25 protein-coding genes are annotated in these 22936 nt (G+C 66.0%); 11 read left to right on the forward strand and 14 right to left on the reverse strand.

What is annotated here, in order from left to right:
- Nucleotides 1-83 precede the first annotated feature (83 nt).
- Nucleotides 84-1001 carry a LysR family transcriptional regulator gene (locus LU671_RS22015; protein ID WP_110739646.1) on the reverse strand — a complete coding sequence of 306 codons (918 nt, stop codon included), beginning with the start codon at nt 999-1001 and terminating at the stop codon, nt 84-86.
- A gap of 186 nt (nt 1002-1187) precedes the next feature.
- On the opposite strand from LU671_RS22015, the gene LU671_RS22020 reads away from it, so the two are divergent.
- A complete protein-coding gene (locus LU671_RS22020; protein WP_232856910.1) occupies nt 1188-2909 on the forward strand; it encodes an amidohydrolase in 1722 nt (573 codons plus the stop codon).
- A gap of 24 nt (nt 2910-2933) precedes the next feature.
- On the opposite strand, the gene LU671_RS22025 is transcribed toward LU671_RS22020, so the two are convergent.
- Nucleotides 2934-3509: a hypothetical protein gene (locus LU671_RS22025; RefSeq protein ID WP_110739648.1), complete on the reverse strand. Its 576-nt coding sequence runs from the start codon at nt 3507-3509 to the stop codon at nt 2934-2936.
- A gap of 142 nt (nt 3510-3651) precedes the next feature.
- On the opposite strand from LU671_RS22025, the gene LU671_RS22030 reads away from it, so the two are divergent.
- The 9 genes from LU671_RS22030 to LU671_RS22070 all read left to right on the forward strand — a co-directional run bounded on the left by LU671_RS22030 (nt 3652) and on the right by LU671_RS22070 (nt 13020).
- A complete protein-coding gene (locus LU671_RS22030; RefSeq protein ID WP_232856911.1) occupies nt 3652-4110 on the forward strand; it encodes a GNAT family N-acetyltransferase in 459 nt (152 codons plus the stop codon).
- Nucleotides 4111-4389: 279 nt separating this feature from the next.
- Entirely contained in the window at nt 4390-5892 is a 1503-nt protein-coding gene (gene proP, locus LU671_RS22035) for a glycine betaine/L-proline transporter ProP (RefSeq protein WP_203647303.1), read from the forward strand.
- Between the two features lie 148 nt (nt 5893-6040).
- On the forward strand, nt 6041-6496 hold the full coding sequence (locus LU671_RS22040) for a (2Fe-2S)-binding protein (protein WP_203647304.1): 456 nt from the start codon (nt 6041-6043) through the stop codon (nt 6494-6496).
- The gene (locus LU671_RS22045) at nt 6496-8739 is read left to right on the forward strand and encodes a xanthine dehydrogenase family protein molybdopterin-binding subunit (protein WP_232856913.1); all 2244 of its coding nucleotides are present in this window, start codon (nt 6496-6498) and stop codon (nt 8737-8739) included. Before LU671_RS22040 ends, LU671_RS22045 begins: the two co-directional genes overlap by 1 nt.
- A 17-nt stretch (nt 8740-8756) precedes the next feature.
- Nucleotides 8757-10091, forward strand: a complete 1335-nt coding sequence (locus LU671_RS22050) for a c-type cytochrome (protein ID WP_232856916.1) — start codon at nt 8757-8759, stop codon at nt 10089-10091.
- Between the two features lie 169 nt (nt 10092-10260).
- Nucleotides 10261-11277, forward strand: coding sequence for an XdhC family protein (locus LU671_RS22055; RefSeq protein ID WP_232856918.1), 1017 nt, complete (start codon nt 10261-10263; stop codon nt 11275-11277).
- A 177-nt stretch (nt 11278-11454) separates the two neighbouring features.
- Nucleotides 11455-12036 carry a hypothetical protein gene (locus LU671_RS22060; RefSeq protein ID WP_232856919.1) on the forward strand — a complete coding sequence of 194 codons (582 nt, stop codon included), beginning with the start codon at nt 11455-11457 and terminating at the stop codon, nt 12034-12036.
- Nucleotides 12037-12101: 65 nt separating this feature from the next.
- The gene (locus LU671_RS22065; RefSeq protein WP_232856920.1) at nt 12102-12656 is read left to right on the forward strand and encodes a lipocalin family protein; all 555 of its coding nucleotides are present in this window, start codon (nt 12102-12104) and stop codon (nt 12654-12656) included.
- A gap of 58 nt (nt 12657-12714) precedes the next feature.
- A complete protein-coding gene (locus LU671_RS22070) occupies nt 12715-13020 on the forward strand; it encodes an NIPSNAP family protein (protein WP_232856921.1) in 306 nt (101 codons plus the stop codon).
- A 61-nt stretch (nt 13021-13081) separates the two neighbouring features.
- Here the strand turns inward: LU671_RS22070 and LU671_RS22075 are convergent, their stop codons facing one another.
- The 10 genes from LU671_RS22075 to LU671_RS22120 form a co-directional block, all read right to left on the reverse strand.
- Nucleotides 13082-13348 (reverse strand): hypothetical protein, encoded by a 267-nt coding sequence (locus LU671_RS22075; RefSeq protein WP_232856922.1) that lies wholly within the window; start codon nt 13346-13348, stop codon nt 13082-13084.
- 71 nt (nt 13349-13419) lie between these two features.
- Nucleotides 13420-13974, reverse strand: coding sequence for an EndoU domain-containing protein (locus tag LU671_RS22080; RefSeq protein ID WP_203647312.1), 555 nt, complete (start codon nt 13972-13974; stop codon nt 13420-13422).
- Between the two features lie 79 nt (nt 13975-14053).
- A complete protein-coding gene (locus LU671_RS22085) occupies nt 14054-14836 on the reverse strand; it encodes a glycoside hydrolase family 19 protein (RefSeq protein ID WP_232856923.1) in 783 nt (260 codons plus the stop codon).
- Nucleotides 14837-14932: 96 nt separating this feature from the next.
- Nucleotides 14933-15319, reverse strand: a complete 387-nt coding sequence (locus tag LU671_RS22090) for a hypothetical protein (protein ID WP_186732609.1) — start codon at nt 15317-15319, stop codon at nt 14933-14935.
- A gap of 31 nt (nt 15320-15350) precedes the next feature.
- Nucleotides 15351-15524 carry a hypothetical protein gene (locus LU671_RS22095; protein ID WP_225933215.1) on the reverse strand — a complete coding sequence of 58 codons (174 nt, stop codon included), beginning with the start codon at nt 15522-15524 and terminating at the stop codon, nt 15351-15353.
- A 43-nt stretch (nt 15525-15567) separates the two neighbouring features.
- A complete protein-coding gene (locus LU671_RS22100; RefSeq protein ID WP_232856924.1) occupies nt 15568-15873 on the reverse strand; it encodes a hypothetical protein in 306 nt (101 codons plus the stop codon).
- A complete protein-coding gene (locus tag LU671_RS22105; RefSeq protein ID WP_050706449.1) occupies nt 15873-16145 on the reverse strand; it encodes a hypothetical protein in 273 nt (90 codons plus the stop codon). Before LU671_RS22105 ends, LU671_RS22100 begins: the two co-directional genes overlap by 1 nt.
- Nucleotides 16146-16232: 87 nt before the next feature.
- Entirely contained in the window at nt 16233-16841 is a 609-nt protein-coding gene (locus tag LU671_RS22110) for a DUF2589 domain-containing protein (protein WP_050706450.1), read from the reverse strand.
- 11 nt (nt 16842-16852) lie between these two features.
- The gene (locus LU671_RS22115) at nt 16853-17341 is read right to left on the reverse strand and encodes a DUF2589 domain-containing protein (RefSeq protein ID WP_232856925.1); all 489 of its coding nucleotides are present in this window, start codon (nt 17339-17341) and stop codon (nt 16853-16855) included.
- A gap of 196 nt (nt 17342-17537) precedes the next feature.
- Nucleotides 17538-18578 carry a helix-turn-helix domain-containing protein gene (locus LU671_RS22120; protein ID WP_232856926.1) on the reverse strand — a complete coding sequence of 347 codons (1041 nt, stop codon included), beginning with the start codon at nt 18576-18578 and terminating at the stop codon, nt 17538-17540.
- A 224-nt stretch (nt 18579-18802) separates the two neighbouring features.
- Here LU671_RS22120 and glpT point away from each other — a divergent pair, with 224 nt between their 5' ends.
- Nucleotides 18803-20155, forward strand: a complete 1353-nt coding sequence (gene glpT, locus LU671_RS22125; RefSeq protein ID WP_203647318.1) for a glycerol-3-phosphate transporter — start codon at nt 18803-18805, stop codon at nt 20153-20155.
- Between the two features lie 177 nt (nt 20156-20332).
- Here the strand turns inward: glpT and LU671_RS22130 are convergent, their stop codons facing one another.
- Both LU671_RS22130 and LU671_RS22135 read right to left on the reverse strand, forming a co-directional pair.
- The gene (locus LU671_RS22130; protein ID WP_232856927.1) at nt 20333-21061 is read right to left on the reverse strand and encodes a DUF1353 domain-containing protein; all 729 of its coding nucleotides are present in this window, start codon (nt 21059-21061) and stop codon (nt 20333-20335) included.
- A 95-nt stretch (nt 21062-21156) separates the two neighbouring features.
- Entirely contained in the window at nt 21157-22719 is a 1563-nt protein-coding gene (locus LU671_RS22135; protein WP_232856933.1) for a mechanosensitive ion channel family protein, read from the reverse strand.
- Nucleotides 22720-22936: the final 217 nt, after the last annotated feature.

Raw genomic sequence — 22936 nt, forward strand, 5'->3', positions numbered from 1 at the left:
GACGCAAGCGGCAAGCCTAGCGGCGAGGCCCCACCCCGATCATCGCCAGGCCCCGCACAACTTTTGTGCCCGCCAGGAAAAACTCAGGCGCGCAGGCCCTGCCCGCGCAAGTGCTCATGCAACAGGGCGATGAATGCCTGCACCTTGCGCGTATTGCGCCGATGCGGCAGGTACAGCACATGCACCCAGGGACCGAACGCGCTCAGCGCCCGCCAGTAATCAGGCATCACCTCCAGCAGTTGCCCATTGGCCAGGTAGGGTGCCGCGCACCAGGTGGGGATGAACTGCAGCCCCTGGCCATCGAGCAGGCAGGCCAGCAGGAAGTCGAAGTTGTCGCTGACCAGCCTGGCCGTCGGCTGGCGCACGCGCTGGGTCTGGCCCTCGTGCTCGATCCACCAGAAGCTGCGGTTGAGCAACGGGTGGCGCAGCAGCAGCCAGTCATGCTGGGCGTAGTTGTCCAGGTTGATGACCTCGCCGCGTCGGGCAAGGTAGTCCGGGCTGGCGCACAGGATCACGCGGTTCTCGATCAGCGGCTGGGCGATCAGCTCGGGCTGGTCGGTGGGACCGTCGCGCAGCGACAGGTCGTAGCCGCCGTCGATCAGGTCCTCGTTGGCATCGTTGAGGTTCACCTCCAGGCGCACCTGCGGGTGCTCGCGCATGAAGCGGCAGCACACCTGGTTGAGAAAGGCCGGGCCGAACGACGGTGGTGCGGTGATGCGCAAGGTGCCGCGCAGTTCATGCTGCAACTGCTCCACTTCTTCGGTGACCCGCTGCAGATGCATCAAGGCCTGTCGCGCGCCTTCCAGGTAGAGGGTGCCGGCTTCGGTCAGCGCCATGCGTCGGGTGGTGCGCTCGAACAGGCGCACCCCCAGCTCGGCTTCCAGATGGGCGACGGCCTTGGTGATGGCCGACGGCGTCTTGCCCAGCTGCTCGGCGGCACGGCTGAAGCTGCCGTGTTCGGCGGCGGCGACGAAGATGGTCAGGGCCGTCATTTTGTCCATGGTTGCTTCCTGGTTGGCACACTTGGGGCGCCGTGGAGTATCCATGGATTCATGCGCAGGCGGCAATCGATGGGGAGCAGCAAGCACTCTTTCCAGAACGCGAATAAAGTTGTGCCTGCCGTGCCGTTTAAACACCCTTCCCGCTTGGCTAGCCTGCCGCCTCCCCCATCAAGCACGAGGCATCGCATGAAGCAGTTCCTGAAGATCGCGCTTGGCGCCGGCCTGGCCTGCGCCGCCCTGCCCGGCTTCGCCGCCGTCGACCTGATCCTGCACAACGCCAAGGTCTACACCGCCGAGCCGGGCCAGCCACTGCAGCAAGCCGTGGCGGTGGAGGGCGAGAAGATCGTCGCGGTGGGCTCCGACCAGGCCGTGCTGCGCCTGAAGGTCGATGGCACGCGGACCATCGACCTGGGCGGCAAGGTGCTGATGCCCGGCCTGCTCGACTCCCACTCCCATGCCATCAAGGGTGGCCTGCAGCTGGAGTTGGCCGACCTGGCCGGTGTGCAGATCCCCCTCGACGCGCTGGAACAACGCCTGCGCCAGTGGCGTGAGGACGGCAAGGCACGACGCGGCGAGTTCCTCAGCGTCGGCGGCTTGCCGCCGACCTACTGGGACGACCTGGCCGCGCTCGAGCAGCGCTTCAACCAGGGCGAGTGGGCCGACCAACCGATCCTGTTCGCCGCCAACGACATGCACACCGGCTGGGCCAACCGCGCCATGCTCACCCGTGCCGGCATCGATGCGGCAAAGATCGCCGCCCTGCCAGCCGTGGCCCGCAACACCATCGGCCAGCACTCGGACGGTACGCCGAACGGCTTTCTCGTCGACGCCGGGCTGTACCCGGTCACCGACCTGCTGCCGGCACTGACCCACGACACACTGATGAGCGCCGGGCGCCAGGCCCTGGCGCACTATCGAAGCCTGGGCGTCACCGGCTGGATGGACCCGCTGGCCAACGAGCTGCCCGGTGCCGACGTACACAACGATTCGCTCGGCGTGCTGCCGGTGTACAGGGCCCTTGCCCTGCGCGGCGAACTGACCGCCCATGTGGCCGCGCTGCTGATGGCCGATTCCAAAGCCCGTCCGGCCGACCTGGATGAGCTGGACAAGGTGCGCCGGCAGTTCCTCGGCGTACCCAACCTCACCCTGCCCGGCATCAAGGTGTTCGCCGATGGCGTCGCCGAGATGCCGGCGCAGAGCGCGGCGATGCTCAAGCCTTACCGCAACTCGGGGCAGCACGGCGAACTGCTGCTGGACCCGGCGCACTTCGGCGAACTGGTGAGCGCCGCCGACGCCCGTGGCTGGCTGGTGCATGTGCACGCCATCGGCGACCGCGCCGTGCGCGCGGCGCTCGACGGCGTGGCCCAGGCCCGCCGTGATCGCGCCAGCGGCATCGCGCACTCGATCACCCACCTGCAGATGGTCAACCCGAAAGAGTACGCACGCTTCAAGCAGCTGGACGTGATCGCCTCGATGCAGTTGTACTGGGCCAGCGCCGACGAGGCCAATCTGGAGCTGGTCAAACCCTACGTCGATGCCATGGCCTTCCTGCACACCTTCCCGGCGCACTCGCTGCTTGCCCATGGCGCCACCATCGCCGGCGCCAGCGACTGGCCGATCAGCACCCCTGACCCCTGGCAGGCCATCTACCAGGCCATCAGCCGCGTCGGCCCCAAGGGCGTGCTCAACGCCGCCGAGGCCCTCGACCGCGAGACGATGCTCCAGGCCTATACCCTCAACGCCGCCCGGGCCATGCGCCTGGAACGGCAGATCGGTTCGCTCAAGGCCGGCAAACAGGCCGACATGATCGTACTCGACCGCGATATCTTCAGTGTCGCACCCCAGGCGCTGCGCGACACCCAGGTGCTGCAGACCTGGTTTGCCGGAAAACCCATCTACACGCGCTGAGCCAGCTTGCGCGGGTCGGGTCGATCAACCGTCCATGCTCTTGGTCAATGCTTCGCTGCCCTTGGGCGGGTAGACCACCTCCCGGGTATCGAGGTCGCGAATCTCGGAGGTGATGGTGATGGTCATCGTCTCTCGCCCGGGCGGGCCGTTGATGGCATCGACGGTGTCAAAATCGACGATGTAGCGCTTGCCTGCACGGAACTCGACGTCGCGCGCGGTGAAACCGCATTTGCCGCCACCGGTGCCCAGCGCGTTCATCGAGGCCCAGCACCAGCTCAGCGAGTGCTTGCCCGGCGTCAGCCGCAGCGCCTGCTTGCCCGCGATATCGAGGATCGAGCGGCGCCCGGCCCCCTCGAGCAACTGGTCATCGACATGGGTGGCCAGCAGCAGGCGATGGAACGGCACGCCCAGGGCGCGGTAGCGGATGGTGGCGAAGTACACGACCGGCGCGTCGGCCTGGTTGCCGGACAGATCATAGGGCGTCATCGTCTCAGGCGCCCAGTCACCCTGGTACTCCTTGTAGTGGTAGTTGGAGCAGGCTCCGAGCAGGGCGGCCAGTGACAGGGCGACAACCGATTTGAGGCAGGACGACAGACGCATGGTTCTTCCTTGGTGAATACAGGCGCAAGGATAGCGGCTGCGCACCCTTAAAATCAAAACGCCATCATCCTCGTCGATCACGCACCGCGGTGTATGCTTCGCGCAAAGGTCCGCCCCTCCTGCCCCTGAAAAGGACATCGTCATGCGCCGCCTGGACTGGCTGAAACACCACATGGCCCACAGCGATACCCTCGCCCAATGGCTGCACCAACAGTTCCACTATGAATACGCGGACGTGCCGCTGGCCGACTGGCAACGCGAATTCGCCGAAGGCCAACACAACGGTCAATGGCAATGCCTGGTTGCCCTGGACGGCGACCGCCTGCTGGGCAGTGCCGCCCTGGCCAGCGACGACCTGCCCGGGCGCCGCGACCTCGGCCCCTGGCTGGCCTGCGTGTTCGTCGCCCCAGAGGCGCGTGGGCAAGGGCTGGCGGAGCAACTGATCGAAGGTGTCTGCGAGCATGCCCGCAGCAACGGAGTTGCCACGCTCTACCTGCATACCCATGACCAGGATGCGTATTACGCCAAGCGCGGCTGGACGCACATGGAACCGTTCGAGGCCTGGGGGCATAGCCATTGGTTGATGTCTCGCACGCTCTGACCAGCGCCGTCCTCAAGCCATGCGCCCTCCCCTGTGTAGGAGCGGCCTTGCGCCGCGAAAGGGCTGCAAGGCAGCCCCAGGATCTCAGCGCAGACGCATAATTCGCCGGGGCCGCTTTGCGGCCCTTTCGCGGCGCAAGGCCGCTCCTACAGAATTCGCGCATGGTTTACCCCACGCAAATGCCCCAGCAGGGAATTATTTAGCGCGCCGTTGTATCTGACCCTAGGTACAAGGCTGGCCAAACCATGGCCATGCCCCAAGCCTCAAGGACAACGGCCCATGAAATCACGCAGGAAACCCGTCAAGCCCATCGGTTTGAAGGACATCACCATCGTCGACGACGCCAAGATGCGCAAGGCCATCACCGCCGCCGCCCTGGGCAATGCCATGGAGTGGTTCGACTTCGGTGTCTACGGCTTCGTCGCCTATGCCCTGGGCAAGGTGTTCTTCCCCAACGCCAGCCCCGGCGTGCAGATGATCGCGGCCCTGGCCACCTTCTCCGTGCCGTTCCTGATCCGCCCGCTGGGCGGGCTGTTCTTCGGCGCCCTGGGCGACCGCTACGGACGCCAAAAGGTGCTGGCCGCGACCATCGTGATCATGTCGCTGAGCACCTTCGCCATCGGCCTGATCCCCTCCTACGCCAGCATCGGCATCTGGGCGCCGATCCTGCTGTTGCTGGCGAAGATGGCCCAGGGCTTCTCGGTGGGCGGCGAATACACCGGCGCGTCGATCTTTGTCGCCGAGTACGCCCCGGACCGCAAGCGCGGCTTTCTCGGCAGCTGGCTGGACTTCGGCTCGATCGCCGGCTTCGTCCTCGGCGCCGGGGTGGTGGTGCTGATCTCGACGGTGCTCGGCGAGGAGCAGTTCCTCGAATGGGGCTGGCGCCTGCCGTTCTTCCTGGCCCTGCCGCTGGGCCTGATCGGCCTGTACCTGCGCCATGCACTGGAGGAAACCCCGGCGTTCCAGCAGCACGTCGACAAGCTTGAGCAAGGCGACCGCGAAGGCCTGGCCAGCGGCCCGAAAGTGTCGTTCAAGGAAGTCGCCACGCAGCACTGGCGCAGCCTCCTGACCTGCATCGGCGTGGTGATCGCCACCAACGTCACCTACTACATGCTGCTCACCTACATGCCCAGCTACCTCTCGCACAACCTGCACTACAGCGAGGACCACGGTGTGCTGATCATCATCGCGATCATGGTCGGCATGCTCTTCGTGCAGCCGATCATCGGCCTGCTCAGCGACAAGTGGGGACGCAAGCCGTTCATCATCATTGGCAGCGTCGGCCTGTTCCTGCTGGCGATCCCGGCGTTCATGCTGATCACCAGCGGCAAGCTGGCGGTGATCTTCGCCGGCCTGCTGATCCTCGCCGTGCTGCTGAACTTCTTCATCGGCGTGATGGCCTCGACCCTGCCGGCGATGTTCCCCACCCATATCCGCTACAGCGCCCTGGCCAGCGCCTTCAACATCTCGGTGCTGATCGCCGGCCTCACCCCGACCTTGGCCGCCTGGCTGGTGGAGACCACCGACAACCTGTACATGCCGGCCTACTACCTGATGGTCATCGCCGTGATCGGCCTGCTCACCGGGCTGACCATGAAGGAGACCGCCAACCGCCCGCTGCGCGGCGCCGCCCCGGCCGCCTCGGACATCGAGGAAGCCCGCGAGCTGCTGCAGGAGCACCACGACAACATTGAGCAGAAGATCGAGGACATCGACGCACAGATCGCCGAGCTCGAGGCCCGGCGCCAGACCCTCGCGCAACAGCATCCGCGCATCGATTGAGGCTACTTGCGCATTCCGCCGGATTGCTTGCCTGATCCTCTGAATCTGTGGGGTGTATCGGTTGCGCAATGGGCCCCTGTGCTAGCGTTTCTGGATTGGGGAACAGCGTATTCCCCGCTTCCACAACCGATGATCAGCAGGTGAGCCCATGGAACTACGAATCAACCAGCAGACCTACCAGGTCGAGGCTGACGCCGACACGCCCTTGCTCTGGGTGATCCGCGACGACCTGGGCCTGACCGGCACCAAGTATGGCTGCGGCCTGGCCCAGTGCGGCGCCTGCTCGGTGCTGGTGGACGGCAACGTGGTGCGCGCCTGCGTCACCCCGGTGGCCGGCGTGGTCGGCCGCGAGGTCACCACCATCGAGGCCATCGAAAACGACGCGGTTGGCAAGCGCGTGGTCGCCGCCTGGGTCGAGCACCAGGTGGCCCAGTGCGGCTACTGCCAGTCCGGCCAGGTGATGGCGGCCACCGCGCTGCTCAAGCACACGCCCAAGCCCAGCGCTGCGCAGATCGACGCGGCCATGGTCAACCTGTGCCGCTGCGGCACCTACAACGCCATCCATGCCGCCGTGCACGATCTCGCCGAAGGGGGTAAAGCCTGATGAGCACACGCATCGATACCCCCGAAGACTTGCTGAAACTGCCAGCAGGCGAAACCGTCAACCTGTCGCGCCGGCGCTTTTTGGTCGGCACCACCGTGGGCGCGCTGGTGCTCGGCTTCGGCCTGCCAGTGGGTGCACCACGCGTACAGGCCGCCAGCGCCACGGAGCGCGGTACCCAGGTGCCGGCTTTCCTGGAGCTGCGCCCGGACGGCAGCGTGCGTCTGCTCAGCCCATTCATGGAGGGTGGGCAAGGCGTCAACACCGCCATGGCGCAGATCGTCGGCGAGGAGCTGGACCTCGAGCCTGCCCGTTTCCTGGTCGAAAGCGCGCCCGCCGGCGAAGCCTACGTGGTCATGGAAAACGGCCTGCGCATCACCGGCGGCAGCATGTCGGTGCGCATGAGCTACCCGACCATGCGCCGCCTCGGCGCCCTGGCCCGGGCCATGCTGCTGCAAGCCGGCGCCCAGCAGCTGGGCGTGCCGGTGAGCGAGCTGACCACCGAGCCGGGCAAGGTGGTGCATGCCGCTTCGGGCCGTTCGCTCGGCTACGGTGAACTGGCCGAAACGGCCATGGACCTGCCGGTGCCGGACCCGGCCAGCGTCACCTTGCGCGACCCCAGCCAGTTCCGCTGGATCGGCAAGCCGGTGCAACGCCTCGACGCCTACGACAAGTCCACCGGCAAGGCCATCTACAGCATCGACATCAAGGTCGACGGCATGCTCCACGCCGCCGTGCAGCATGCGCCGCGCCTGGGCATGAGCGTCGGCGGACTGCGCAACGAGGAACAGGTCAAGGCCATGAAGGGCGTGCACTCGGTGCACCAGCTGCCCGGCGCGGTGGCCGTGGTCGCCGAACGCTGGTGGCACGCCAAGCGCGCGGTCGAAGCGCTGCAGGTGGACTGGAAGGAGGCGGCTGCCGACAGCCAGGTGCGGCCAATGCCCGCCGATTTTTCCACTGACGGCTGGCGCGACCACCTGGCCGCCCAGACCGGGCCGAGCCGCGACGAGGAAAACCAGGGCGACGTAGCTGGCGCCCTGGCCAGCGCCAAGACCACCGTCGAGGCCACCTACCACAACCAGTACCTCAACCATGCTCAGCTGGAACCGCCCTCCGCCACCGCCCGTTTCAACCCCGACGGCAGCCTGGAGGTGTGGCTGCCGAACCAGGCCCAGGACATGTTCCGCGACGACATCGCCAAGCGCACCGGCCTGGACCCTGCGCGGATCACCCTGCACTCGCCACTGCTCGGCGGCTTCTTCGGCCGCCACTTCCTGTACGACTCGGCCAACCCCTACCCGCAGGCCATCGCCCTGGCCAAGGCCGTGGGCCGGCCGGTGAAACTGATCTGGAGCCGCGAAGAGGAGTTCCTGCGCGATGCCATGCGCCCCATGGCTGTGGTCAAGTTCCGCGCCGGCCTGGACGACAAAGGCCTGCCGGTGGCCATCGAGGCGATCAGCGCCACCGAAGGTCCGACCGAGGCGCTCGCCGGCAAGCAGGGTGACAAGGTCGACCCCACCGCCCTCGAAGGGCTGTCGGGCAAGGCCTACGCCATCGCCAACAAGCGCATTGCGCAGATCTACGTCAAAGGCCCGGCCATGCTCGGCTACTGGCGCTCGGTGGGCAACTCGCTGAACGACTTCTTCTACGAGTCGTTCCTCGATGAACTGGCCGACAAGGGCGGCCATGACCCCTACGAGCTGCGCCTGCAACTGCTGCAGGGCAACCCTCGCCTGACCACCCTGCTACAGGCGGTGGCGGAATTGTCCGGCGGCTGGAAACGCGGCCCGTTCACCGCCGAGGACGGCAGCAAGCGCGCCCGTGGCGTGGCCATGGCCTCGCCGTTCGGCTCGGAGGCGGCGGTGATCGCCGAGGTATCGCTGGAGGGCGGCCAGGTCAGGGTGCACGACATCTGGCAGGCCATCGACCCAGGCAGCATCGTCAACCCGGCGATCATCGAAGCCCAGGTCAACGGCGCGGTGTCCCTCGGCTTGTCCCAGGTGCTGCTGGAGGAAGCGGTGTGGCTCAACGGCATGCCACGGGCGCGCAACTATGACCTGTACCCGGTGCTGCCGCCATCGCGCATGGCCCGGGTGCATGTGCGCATCGTCGAGAGCGGGGCGAAGATGGGCGGTATCGGTGAGCCACCGCTGCCGGCGGTGGCGCCCGCGGTGGCCAACGCCGTGGCGCAGCTCACCGGCCAGCGCGTGCGCAGCATGCCCCTGAGCCGCCATACCTTCAGCTGACACGACAAGGACAGCCCATGAACAACAGCCGATTCGCAAGAACCGCAGGCTGGCTGGCCTTGCCGTGCCTGGTCGCGGCAGGCCTGCTGGCCTGGTACGCCACCCGCGAGCCCGCCTCGCCCTTCAGCGCCACCGACAGCGCCGACGCCGCCCTGGTCAGCCGTGGCGAGTACGTCGCCCGGCTCAGCGACTGCGTGGCCTGCCACAGCCTGCCGGGCAAGGCACCGTTTGCCGGCGGCCTGGAAATGGCCACGCCGCTGGGCGCCATCCATGCCACCAATATCACCCCGGACCGCGAGCACGGCATCGGCGCCTACAGCCTGGCCGACTTCGACCGCGCGGTGCGCCAGGGCGTCGCGCCGGGTGGGCGACGGCTGTACCCGGCCATGCCCTACCCGTCCTACGTCAAGCTCAGCGACGACGATGTGCGGGCGCTCTATGCGTTCTTCATGAAGGGCGTGCAGCCGGCCGCCGAGGCCAATGTCCCCAGCGACATTCCCTGGCCGCTGAACCTGCGCTGGCCCATCGCCCTGTGGAACGGCCTGTTCGCGCCGACCAGCGCCTATGCGCAGAAGGCCGACCAGGACCCGCTGTGGAATCGCGGCGCCTACATCGTCCAGGGCCCCGGCCACTGCGGCAGTTGCCACACACCTCGGGGCCTGGCCTTCAACGAGAAGGCCCTGGACGAGAGCGGCGCACCGTTCCTCGCCGGCGCCCTGCTCGATGGCTGGTACGCGCCGAGCCTGCGCCAGGACCACAACACCGGACTCGGGCGCTGGAGCGAGCCGGAGATGGTGCAGTTCCTCAAGACCGGACGAAACAAGCACGCGGTGGTGTACGGCTCGATGACCGAGGCGTTCAACAACTCCACGCAGTTCATGAGCGACGACGACCTGAACGCGATCGCCCGCTACCTCAAGTCGCTGCCCGGCGACCCGGGGCGTGACGGCGCACCCTGGCAGTATCAGGCGGTAGCCGCGGGGCTCGACACGCCGGGGGCGCATACCTACGCGACCCGCTGCGCCAGCTGCCATGGCCTGGACGGCAAGGGCCAGACCGAGTGGATGCCGCCGCTGGCGGGTGCCACCTCGATGCTGGCCGCGGAAAATGCCTCGGCGACCAACATCACCCTCAACGGCTCGCAGCGCATCGTCGCCGCCGGGGTGCCGGATGCCTACCGCATGCCGGCGTTCCGCGAGCAGTTATCGGACCAGGAGATCGCCCAGGTGCTGAGCTTCGCCCGCAGTGCGTGGGGCAATCACGGCGGCGCGGTAGAGGCCAAGGCGGTGGGCGCGTTGCGCGGGCATACCGACCCGGCCAGCAGCAGCCCGATCATCCTGCATATGCGCTGAGCAGCGCTGTGGGAGCGGGTTCACCCGCGAAGCCGGTGACGCGGTGGATGGCACCGGCTCTGCCGGTGTTCGCGGGTAAACCCGCTCCCACAGGGATCGTGTCAGCTTTTAGACATTGAGCAAGACCGTTGCTCCCACAGGCACTCGGCAACACGAGGTTTCATACACCATGGAAAGCATCGACCTGCTGGTCCTGCGCACCACCCATGACTGGCTCCAGGCCGGCCACCGCGTGCTGCTCGCCACCGTCGCCCGCACCTGGGGCTCGTCGCCGCGTCCGGTCGGTTCGATGATGGCCCTGCGCAACGACGGTCGGGTGGTCGGCAGTGTATCCGGCGGTTGCATCGAGGACGACCTGATCCACCGCTACACCACCGCCTACGGCGGCCCCGGCCTGCCCGAAGGGGCACCCGAGGTGATCCGCTACGGCATCAGTGCCGACGACGCCCACCGCTTTGGCCTGCCGTGCGGCGGTACGCTGGAGCTGATCCTCGAGTTCATGCCCGCCGCCGCCTCGCTGCGACAACTGCTGGGGCAACTCGACAACGGCCAGCTGATGCGTCGCCAACTGACCCTGGCCGACGGCGCGGTCAACCTCGAACCCACCGCCACCCCGGAACAGTTCCGTTTCGACGGCCGGCAGATGACCAACACCCTCGGCCCCGGCTACCGCATGCTGCTGATCGGCGCCGGGGCGCTGGCCGAGTACCTGGCGACCATGGCCCTGTTCAACGGCTTCCGGGTGGCGGTGTGCGACCCTCGGCCCGAGCACATGGCCACTTGGTCGGTCGCCGGCGTCGAATACCTGAAGGGCATGCCGGACGATGTGGTACGCGACTTCAAGGCCGATCTGCGCACCTGCATCATCGCCGTCAGCCACGATCCCAAGCTCGACGACCTGGCGCTGCTAGAGGCCCTGCATGGTCCGGCATTCTACATCGGCGCCATCGGCTCGCGACGTAACAGCCAGCTGCGCCGCGAACGGCTGATCGAGCACTTCGGCGAAACCGAGCAGTCGCTCGAACGGCTGCATGGGCCCATTGGCATCTACATCGGCAGCAAGACCCCGGCGGAAATCGCGGTGAGCGTGATGGCCGAAGTGCTGGCGGCGAAGAACGCCGTGAGCTTGCCGGGGGCGGTGAGTGTGTCCAAGGCCAAGCGCGAGCGTGATCATCAACCTTTGTAGTGCCTGAACCGGCCTCATCGCGGGGCAAGCCCGCTCCCACGTTGGTACCGCTGCCTGACAGTCGTGGGAGCGGGCTTGCCCCGCGATGAGGCCAGCATTGGCCACACACCTGCCAACCAGTGTCTATGCTTCTTCTCGCATACACCCACCGGTATCGACCACAAGGAAGACAGGCCAATGACTGCCACCCTCGCACGCGCTGTTGCTTTCGCCTCGCTAGTGTCCGCCGCCAGCCTCACCGTCCACGCCGCCGAACTGCCCATCGCCAGCGAAGCGCTGGAAAGCCATGTCACCACTGAAGTGACCAGGATCGACCTGCCCAACCGCCAGGTCACGGTGAAGGGTCCCCACGACAAGGACGTGACCTTCCAGCTCACCGAACAGGCCAAGGCCCTGCCCAATCTCAAGGTGGGCGATCAGGTCGATATCAAAGTGACCCGTGCCATCGCCTATGTGCTCAACACCAATGTCGGCGGCGCTCCCAAGGCCTCCGAGGAATCGGGCACCATCCGCGCCACCAAGGACAACCCCAACCCGGGTGGCGAGGCGTTCCGTCAGGTCAAGGTCACCTCGCAGATCAAGAAGATCGACCTGAACACCCACGAAGTCACACTGCTGCCACCGGAAGGCAAGCTGCAGGTGGTCAAGGTCGAGGACCCCGAACTGCAGGCACGCATGAAGAATCTCAAGCTCGACCAGACCGTAGAAGCCATCTATACCGAAGTGCTGAGCGTGGAGACCTCACGCCCAGCCCAGTAAAACCTTTGGCCGGCCCGCGCATCGAACATCATGTGAGCCCTTCCCCCCCCTTCAGGAGGTTTCCCATGGCGATGCGCCTGGCCGTGCCGTTTTGCTGCTGCCTCACCCTCGTGCTCATGGGCTGCACCAGCGCCCGCGATGAGCCGCCGCCCACCACGCAGCAGGTCGAACTGCAGCGCTACCAGGGCACCTGGTACGAACTGGCGCGCCTGCCGATGTTCTTCCAGCGCCACTGCGTGCAGTCCGAGGCCCATTACGGCCTGCGCGAGGACGGCCGTATCGACGTGACCAATCGCTGCCTGGAGCAGGACGGCCAGTGGAACGAAGCCCTAGGCGTCGCCGAGCCGCAGGTGGCCGGACGCACCGACAAGCTCTGGGTACGCTTCGACAACTGGCTCAGCCGCCTGGCACCGAACCTGACAAAGGGCGAGTATTGGGTGCTCTACCACGACCCGGACTATCGCGTGGCACTGGTCGGCCACCCGAACCGCGAGTACCTGTGGCTGCTGTCGCGCTCAGCGACCGTCAGCGCCCAGACCCGAGAACAGCTGCTGGAGCTGGCACGCCGGCAGGGCTATCCCACCGACCAACTGATCTGGCGACAACCAGCCCCCCAGTGACGGCCGCCATCCGCCCCTGTAAGGTGAGCCACCCGGCTCACCCAAAGGATTGCGTGCAATGATCACCTGCCACCTCAAGTACATCATCGACCCCTACCAGATCCCGGCCTTCGAGGCCTACGGCAAGCTGTGGATCGGCCTGGTCAACCGCATGGGCGGCACCCACCACGGCTACTTCCTGCCCAGCGAAGGCGCCAACAATGTTGCCTACGCCCTGTTCAGCTTCCCCAGCCTGGCCGCCTACGAGCAGTACCGCACAGCCTCGGAAACCGATCCGCAGTGCATCGCCGCCTTCGCCCTGGCCAACGAGCAACGCTTCATCCTCAGCTACGAACGCAACTTCCTGCGGCCAGTGCTCGATTGACCTTCACAGGCCCGCGAAAAACCTGGTACGCATCACCGGCGTGCAGGCCCGGCGCAGGGTTTCAATAACGCGCTTTCGGCTGCCAACCCTGGAGGGTATCGATGAAACTGTCCAAAGGCAGGCGCAGCGCAGGCCAGTCCTCCCTGTAGTGGTGTTCGATCACCACGGCGTCCTCTTCGAAGGCAACGTGGTAGGCGTTGCCGCTGTAGGCCTCCACCACTCGGTTGCGACGTGCGGCCAGGGCCTTCTCGAGCAAATGCTCAAGTGCCACGGCCGTCACCTCGTCGTCGAGAAACTGCTGCAGGCCTGGGGGGCGGGGATTGGACATGAGCAGGCTCCTTTGCCAGGGATACGGAAGAGCCGGGCATGATGCCCGGCCCTGGTGAGGGTGACGCAGGATCAGTAGTCAGGATAGGCGGTGGTCACCACCGTGCCAGCCCCATTCAGATATCCGACGATGTTGAACGATGCGCCAGGGTTGCCCGCCACGCAATGCGCCCCCGACGGCCCGCGGAACTCGTTGCCGTTCAGCGAGGTGCGGTTGTTGTAGGCATTCTGGATGGCCGCCACCACATTGGCTTGCGAGCAGCTGTCCGGGAACATGGTGGAGATGGACTTGCTCGCGGTCACGCCGTTCTGGGTGATGTTGAAGCTGCGCAGGACATAGATCCCGGCCGGCCCGACCGGCGTATTGGTGGTCGCCGCGGTGAAGGCCACGGTGGCGGGCAACTGTCCGCCAGGCCTGCTGTGGAAGCCCTTGGCCCGGTTGTTGGCCACCTCGCCGCAGAACACATGCTGTTGATTGACCGCCGGCACGCCGCCCGAATTGGGCTGTGGACATGCCACGGCGGCCTGGGCGGACGCCACCGGCACCAGGCTGAACGCCAGGCTGCCGATGACCGCCAGCCCAGCCAGCGCGACGCGTGCATGTGGGAACACGAAAGTCTTTTTCATCATGAAGCTCCTTTTTTACGGTGACAGGACGTTGTTGTCCTCGGGTTCCGCCGCTGCCGGCGAAAAGGGGGAATGGGGTTCAGCCGACCAGCAGCCACCTGGCCCGGGCGAGGTACGCGGCGCGGTCGTCCAGGCCGTTGAAACCGCCATTGACCCGGCGGGTAACCTCACGCAGGTCATCCTTGTCGGCCCAGTCGTTGAGCTTGCGGTTGGCCCAGAACCAGCCGGCGACGTCCACCGCCAGGGCCGGGTCGCTGCTGACCAGGGAGGGGTCGTCCTTGTTCTCGAAATCGCGCTTGCAGTACTGGCCGTACTGGCGGTAGTTGGCGCGACCGGTCAGCTGGATCAGCCCGCGCCCCTTGAAGCGCGGCCCGTCGCCCGGTTGCAGGTTGCCCAGGTCCTTGCGGCCCTCGTAGGCACTCCCGCTGGCCAGCTCCTCGGTGTAACGCAGGCAGCCGCTCTCATGGGCGATCTGGGCAAGGAAGTGGGCGATGCGCAGCGGCGTGTCTATGCGGTAGCGGGTCAGCACGTCGAGCACCGGCTGGTGGAAGGCATCGATACGTGCGCCGCTGGCATTGATCAGCGCCAGCCACAATTTGGGCGCGACCAGCCCACCGGGCAGGCCCACGCGCAAGGCGGCCAGGGTCGCATCGCCCGGCGCCACCGGCTTGCCCTGCGGGCTGCCGACAAGCTGCTGGAAGTTGTCCAGCGCACTGCGCGTGCCGCCCCCCCACAGGCCATCGATGCCAAGCGCGCAGCTGAAGCCGCGTTGACCGCTGTTGAGGTTGAGCAGCAGCTGCAGGCTGCGCACATCGGCGGTGGCGTTGTTGCCGCCCGTCCCTACGGTGTTGGTGATGCACATGGTCAGCTCCTTTTTTCGGGCAAGCCGCTCCCCGTGGGGCAGCGGCCAGGCCGTGCCTTGATGGCGAAGCGAATGGATGTCGGTTGCTTGTGGCGGCTACCTGGCGGGCGGCACCAGGGTGGCGCTGTAGGCGAGCTTGTTGGCCTGGGTGAACAACTGGATCTGCAGGCCGTCACTGCCCTGGCGACTCTGCAGGTAGCCCAGGGTCAGCGGCCCGCAGCGGCCCGCCCCACCGCCTTTGAGGCTGTAGCTGCGCTCCGGCCCGTCTGCGCCGTTGAACTCCAGGGCGAAATCGCACGCCCATCCCGCGCCGAAGCGCACCTTGCCGGCGTTCTTGCCCAAGCCCGCGCCAGGATCGATGTTCAGCAGCACCGGCACGTTGGTGCCGTTGTCCTTGAATGTGCCCTGGTACTCGTCGGCCCACGCCGATCCCAGGCCGGCCAGTGCAAGGGCACCGGCCAGTGCGGTTGCCAGATGTCTCATGGTGACTCTCCTTGTTGGGTGATTCATGGGTTCAGAACGCCAGCACCAGCCCCGCCCACTTGGCGATGGCCAAGGCCAGGTCGGGCTGGATCGCCCCCAACGCCACCAGCGCCGACAATGCGGCCGCGCCGATGGCGCACAGCACGCGTTTGCCGGTGGACATCCGAGCCGGTTGGCCTGGTTTGTTCTTGAGAATCGTGCGCATGGTTCGGGTCTCCTGGGTTGAAAGCAGCAAACGCATCGAGCGCTCAGTCGGCCTGGCCATCACCGGGCCTCCCGTAGTGGCCGAACAGCTCGCCATCGAGGCAAACGACAATCGCCTCACCGGCATCGCCGGGCACGTTGATACTCAGCTCATGCAAGGTTTCATTGCGCCGTGGCGCGCGACCGACACGCAGCGCCAGACTCCCCGGCGCATCGCCGGGCTCGAGGGTGGCGGCCAGCACCACCTGCATCTCTGCGATCCGGATCCCCGGCCAGCGTTGCCCGGTGGCGTGCCGCGCGCACTGCACGGCGCCGCCCAGCGCGTGGACGAACTCTGCGAAGTGGTTCATCACGAGGCCTCCTGTTCGTCGGCCAGCCAGAACGGCCGACGGGCGAAGCCCACGTGGTAGATGAGTGACTGCAGCACCACCTGGTGCTCGCCGATGTTGAGCAGGTTGAAGGTTTTCTCGATGCCGACGATGCGCCCCTTGGGCGGTTCGCTGAGGCAGCGGTTGAGCAGCGCGGTCTGCGCCTGGATCAGCTCGTGCGACGTCAGCTTCTCCGGATCGGTGCTGCCGACGACGATGCGTTTCACATATCCCACGTCCGTTAGATCGAACATCACGGAACTCCTTTCCGGAAAAGTCTGACGGCCAACCCCTGGCTAGCGCTCACACGACCACAGGGCTGGCATTGGGCCGATCACCGCTTACTGCTGGGTGATGGCTTTGGGCGCGACCGACTGCGAGATCATGTCCAGCACCCGGGCCAGTCCTTCCGGCATACCGTCGTCGGCCGCGTGGACCTCGACGTGATACTTGGCCGACTGGTCGGTCGAACGGGTGTTCTCCTTGTGCGAGGACACCGAGCCGGAGATGTTGACCTTGGCGCTGAACGGCCCCCAGCCCACGCTGGCCTCGGCCGACATCGCCGCCTGGGCGTCGGTGGCTTCGCGCGATTGCTCGGAGTTCTTCACCTCCATGTCGAAGGTGATGTCGACCTTGTTGATCGACAGGTTCGGCACCTTGACCACCGCCAGCAACGGGACTTCGAGCTCCACCCGTTCCATCGGGATGGTGCCGTCGTCGGGCTTGCTGGTGGACGGACGGTCGAAGCGGAAGCTGACCGTGCGCACATCCCCCACCGCGTTGGGGTCGGTCGGGTTGTTGGGGTCAGGCAGGAAGCCGATCACCTTGATGAAGTCGGCGGTGGCATTGGCCAGGCGGACCTGGGCGTCGCAAGCGGCTGTGAGAGGACCGCCGATCAGGTCGCCCATAGGCAGGCCGCGGAACTGGTCACCCATCGAGAAGTTAGCCATTTGTGTTTCTCCTAGATCAATTTATCGAGGTTTTGCAGCAGCCGAGCCATCCCCTCCGAAGGGGGCTGGGTTTCGACTTTGAGGGTGACGCGCGCCAGCGGCCCGCCTTCACCATTGCGGCGAACGCCCAGGTCGACGTTCAGAGCCTTGTGGGTCTCGCTCGGCCAGCCCGAGTCGTCATCACCGGCAGTCGCCGGGCCGACGTTCGCGGCCGAACCGTCATCGGCGTTCAGCCCTACCTCGAACGAGATTTCCATGTCCTTCACGGCCATCAGCCGCGCCCCCACCAGCGACAGCAGCGGGACCCGTACCACGCGCTCCTCGCCTTCCTTCGCCTCGGGCGAATGGGACGGCAGGCGCACATCGATGCTGACCGGCCGGTTGTCCTCGTCGAAGTACTGGCGCACGGTCGACACCTGGAAGCGCTGGATCTTGTCCTGCGCCTCGGCGACCGCGCCGGCGATGCTCTGGATGAGGTGATGGAGGGATTGATTCGCCACGACCGACGCTCCTTGTCTCATGCGGTGCCGATGCCGTCCGGGTGGCTTCGGTATGCCCCACGCGTTGCAGGGTTCAGGCCCTGACGACGGCACCGGGTTGGATGGATGGTTGGGTTACCAGGTGAGCCCAGATTACGGATGGGCCTGGGGCGTGTCCGGGGGCGTGCGTCCCGGAAATCGGGTCAGCCGTCCCGAATCAATGACTGGCCAACTCGCGCAGCCAGCGCGCCATCGAGGGCGGCTCGCCGACTCGCGCATCCGGGCAGGCCAGCTCGCCTCGCTGCAAGGCGGTACGCGCCGCGCGTGGAGACAGGCCGAAGGCCTTGCGGAACACCTTGCGCAAGTGCGCCTCATCGGTAAAACCATGGTCGTAGGCCAGGTCGCCGATGCGCCGCCCGGCATTGCCGGGCTCGCCCAACGCTTGCAGGTAGCGGCGCAGGCGCCGTTGCAGCAGGTAGTGGCGCACCCCGCCGAATCGCTCGAATGCCCGATACAACTGACTGCGCGAGGTACCCATGGCCTTGGCCAGCACCGTCGGGGTAAGGTCGTTGCGTTGCAGGTTGCGCTCGATGTAGCTGCGCGCCCGTCGGCCGAGGTCGCCCTGTGTGGGCGAGGCCCTGACCTGGCGGCAAGCTGCCGCGCTGATCAGGCAGGCACCGATCACTCCCACCAGCGGCTGGCCCAGGTGTAGCAATTGGTCCTGGGTCAGTTGCGGCGCGGCCGTGGCGAGCGACGACAGCAGGCTGGCGAGCAGGCGCCCCATCGGGCTCTCCCGTCCCAGGCGCAGGCCATGCAACTGCCATGTGGGGTGCGCCAGCGCGGTACGGGGTATCACCAGGCTCAGGCCTTCGCCGCCGGCCATGGCAAAAGCCGCCGGCTGTGTCAGGTCCAGCACCACCACATCCCGCGCCCGCACGCGCATGCCATTGCCAGCGGCCAGGCCACGTTGCAGCGGCAGGTGCAGCACATAGTGATCGAGGTCGCACCCGTCCAGACGGTGCGCGTCACGGCCATAGCGGGCGCCCTCCAGGTAACCACGGCACAACAAAAATCGCTGGCAATGAAAGACCTCGAGCGAGGCACTGAATGCATCGCCTGCCCTGGTCGCCGTGCTGAAGAGCACGTCGGCCGCCAGGCGCCAGGCACGCAAGTGCTCCGTTGTGATGTGCAGGAGGGGCAGTTGCGTGTCGCGGGGGGCGGTGCTGGTGCGCTCGGCTTGCGTTACGTGAATATCCATGTGTTTCGGCTCTTCTATCCATAGTCGAGCCGGAAAAGTGGTTCACTTCCGATTAGCCTGTAGCCTTTTGCCATTATTCGTGTCAGGTATCTGCCATCAACCTGTCGTCGAGAAACACGGCAATTTTCACAAAACAACACCTGCTCCCCGCGAAACAGATATTTTTTCTGTAACGAAAATGTAAAATTCGTTTTCGCATACCTATAACAAGTTGGGAGCTTCACATGTTTGCCTTCTTCCGCCCTGCCGCGCACCAGGCGCCGCTGCCCGACGAGCGCGTCGACAGCACCTATCGTCGCCTGCGCTGGCAAATCTTCGCCGGGATCTTTTTCGGCTATGCCGGCTACTACCTGCTGCGCAAGAACTTCTCCCTGGCCATGCCCTACCTGATCGAGGAAGAGGGCTACACCCGTGGCCAGCTGGGCGTGGCGATTTCCGCCATCGCCATCGCCTACGGCCTGTCCAAGTTCCTCATGGGCCTGGTCTCGGACCGCTCCAACCCGCGCTACTTCCTGCCCTTCGGCTTGCTGATCTCGGCCGGGGTGATGTTCATTTTCGGTTTCGCGCATTGGGCCACGTCCAGCGTGACGATCATGTTCGTGCTGCTGTTCATCAACGGCTGGGCCCAGGGCATGGGCTGGCCGCCGAGCGGGCGGACCATGGTGCACTGGTGGTCGCAGAAAGAGCGCGGTGGCGTGGTCTCGGTGTGGAACGTCGCCCACAACGTCGGCGGCGGCCTGATCGGCCCGCTGTTCCTGCTGGGCCTGGGCTGGACCAACGACTGGCACGCCGCCTTCTACGTGCCCGCCGCCGTGGCGGTGCTGGTGGCCGTGTTCGCCTTCGCCACCATGCGTGACACCCCGCAGTCGGTCGGCCTGCCGCCGGTCGAGCAGTACAAGAACGACTACCCGGAAGGCTACGACGAAAGCCACGAGCAGGAGTTCAGCGCCAAGCAGATCTTCGTCGAGTACGTGCTGCGCAACAAACTGCTGTGGTACATCGCCCTGGCCAACGTGTTCGTCTACCTGCTGCGCTACGGCGTGCTCGACTGGGCGCCGACCTACCTGAAGGAAGCCAAGCACTTCAGCGTCGACACCACCTCGTGGGCGTACTTCTTCTACGAGTGGGCCGGCATCCCCGGCACCCTGCTGTGCGGCTGGATGTCCGACAAGATCTTCCGCGGCAACCGCGGCCTGACCGGCATCGTGTTCATGGCCCTGGTGACCGTCGCCACCCTGGTGTACTGGCTCAACCCGCCGGGCAACCCGACCGTCGACATGATCGCGCTGTTCTCCATCGGCTTCCTGATCTACGGACCGGTGATGCTGATCGGCCTGCAGGCGCTGGAGCTGGCGCCGAAGAAAGCCGCCGGCACCGCGGCCGGCTTCACCGGCCTGTTCGGCTACCTGGGCGGCTCGGTCGCGGCCAGCGCGGCGATGGGCTACACCGTCGACCACTTCGGCTGGGACGGCGGCTTCGTGCTGCTGGTGAGCGCGTGCGTGCTGGCGATCGCGTTCATGGTGCCGACCCTTTGGCACACCAAGGCGGCAAGTGCCAGTCGTGAGGCGGTGGCCTGATCACTGTGGGGCGCGCCTTTGAATTGGCCCGGATGAGCGGCCTTGCGCGCTTCACTTGAGAAGGTTTGTCGTTTATCGGGGCCGCTTTGCAGCCCTTCGCGGGCAAGCCCGCTGCCACAGCGGTTCGCGCAATACCTGTGGCAGTGGGCTTGCCCGCGAAAATGATGTTTGACCGCGCTACAGGTTCGAGACGGGTAGCTTCTCGATCTCATCCAGGCTGGGGTTGCTCCGCTCGATCTCACTGCGCATCTTGTCGAAGGCCGCCTGTGTGGCTGGCGGTTGTACCTCGCGCACTTCGACCACTGCGCCTACGACCTCGTCTATCGACTCACTTGTGAACAGTCCATCCGATACGGTTCTGGATATCACTCGACCGTCGCTTATCAATTCAGCCTCCTTGCCAGGCGGCAGCGCCGCTTTGAATTGCGCAAACTCAGTGTCAAAGGTTGTCGTCCGTGTTCTGGGGATCTTGACGAACTCCGGCTCCGCCCAGCGCGGTCCGAAGTGATACACCGCGCCATACATGACCTTGGCTTGAGTCTCTCCGATTCCAGCAGCTCTCATGCCTGTATAAAAAGCCCTATGGGTATCCTGCCAGCTCCTTGTTCGCTTCACGCACGCCACATCGTGGATGATGGCCGCCTGCCGATACTGGCCATCCAGCGGCCCCCCAACCACGCCCCAGGCTACTTTCGGTATCGAAGCGCCATCGGATATCGTGTCTTTGGGCGCCAGCCAGAACAGTTTCCCCGGCCTGGGCCCGGTATAGGTGAAGTCCTGAAGCAAGCGAATATCTCGATTGGTCTTCATTAACTCGACATTGAGGGGGCTGGAAAACTTGCCCCAATCCTGGGCGATAGCACCTGAGCTGAGCACGAGCATCACAGCCAGTAGTTCCACTCTCATCTTGACACCTCCCTGTTCATGCAGACTGACAGACCCTTCCAAGAATAGAATCAAAAAGCCACCACTGCCTTTTCGCCGCCAGCCGGCCTCTCGGATTAGCCAGGCATATCGGGCTTCGCCGCATCCGGCGCCTGCGCCGGCGCGCTGTACCAGCGCTCGGGCGGCACCCACTTCTCCTGTGCCGGGTCGCCCAGGTAATGCGGCGACATGATCTGCACGCCGTATTCGTTGAATACATCCTGGATATTGGCGTGCAACAGGCTCAGCAGCTCTGCCCGCGGCCTGGGCTCGCTCGGCACCGCCTGGGCGACCAGGCGGTATTCCGGATAGAAGTCCGACAGCCCGGTCTGGAACACCTGCGGCCTGGGGCTGGCGAGGATGCCGTCGGTGCGCCGCGCCGCCTCGGTCAGCATCGCCTCCACCTGGCGCCAGGGCGTGTCGTAGCCAATGGTGACCACGGTATCGACGATATAGCCCGCCCCCTGTACCGCCCTTGAATAGTTGCGGGTCACGGAACCTGTGATCATCGAGTTGGGCAAGGTCAGCACTTCGCCCAGCCCGGTGCGGATGGTGGTGTTGAACATCCCCACCTCGGTCACCGTCCCCTCGTGCTCGCCGACCCGCACGTACTCACCGGCCTTGAGCGTGCGCGAATAGGTGAGGATCAGCCCCGCCGCCGCTTGGCCGACCACGCTGGAGGCGCCCAGGGAAATCATCAGGCCCAGCAGCACCGACAAGCCCTTGAACGCATCGGTGCCCGAACCCGGCAGGTACGGGTAGGCCATCACCAGGGCGAACAGCCAGATGGCCAGGGAGGTCAGGCGCGTGGTCGGTTGCAGGGTCTCGCCGGTCAGCCAGGGCACGCTGCCGGGGCGCGCCAGGCGCTCCAGCAGGCGGCGACTGAAGCTGCTGATGCCACGGGCGATGAAGAAGATGGTGATCGCCACGGCGATGCCCGGGATGGCATGGACGATCCCGTCGAGCAGGTAGCGCAGCAGGTCGAGCAGGTGCAGGTTGAGGCTCTCGCCCCAGGGGCGGGTGTAGGGGAAGCGCGACAGCACGAAGCTCAGCCACTGGTAGCTGAACAGCGCCACCAGCAGCCAGTAGAACAGGCGCAGCAAGCGGTCGACCAGGGCATAGACGTACTGCATGTCGAACAACGGCAGTTGCCCCACCTTGAGCTGGTAAGCCCGGTTGCGCATCAGCCTGGGCAAGAGGCCAGTGAGCTTGCGCCGGGCAACATGAGTGGCCTTGAGCAGCGCGAGGTAGATCAGCGTGGCCAGCAGCGAGTAGCCCAGGGCCACGAACAGGAAATGCAGGCTGCGCGCCTCGCCGGTTTCGTCCACCACCTGGCGCAACACCATGGCGGCCTGTTCGGCGGCCGCCCGGGTATCGCCCGAGCCGCCCGGCAGGTCCTGCGGGGCGACGATGAAGGCGCGCCGGTCACCGATCAGGACCAGTTGGCTGTCCATCATCGGATCGACCCGCACCTGCAGCCCCTCGGCACCGCGCAGGGCCTCGTCGACCACCGCCCGGGCGCGCTGCGCTCGCACTGTCGGGGGTTCGCCGAGCACGCTGGCGTGGAAGGTGAAGACCGTGCGGTTGGCCACCGTCAACTGCGCCGCGACAGGTGCTGTGCCATCGGCGTCGTCGGCCATGGCGGCGGGGATCAGCGACAACAGCGACAACAGCAGGTAGTACAGGCATTTCATCAGGCAGCTCCCTGGCCTTGCGTGACCTATAGCACGCAAGCGTAGCTGCTCGTTGCGGGGGCTTCAGGCTGCCTGGTGTCCGCCGCAAGCCTTGCAGCGCCTATCAGATCGAGCGCCGCCCGCGCGGCGCATCGCGACGCAAGGCCGCTCCTACATTTGTTGC

Origin of the sequence: Pseudomonas sp. NMI760_13 (assembly GCF_021283245.1) — a bacterium.
Taxonomy (GTDB): Bacteria; Pseudomonadota; Gammaproteobacteria; order Pseudomonadales; family Pseudomonadaceae; genus Aquipseudomonas; species Aquipseudomonas peradeniyensis.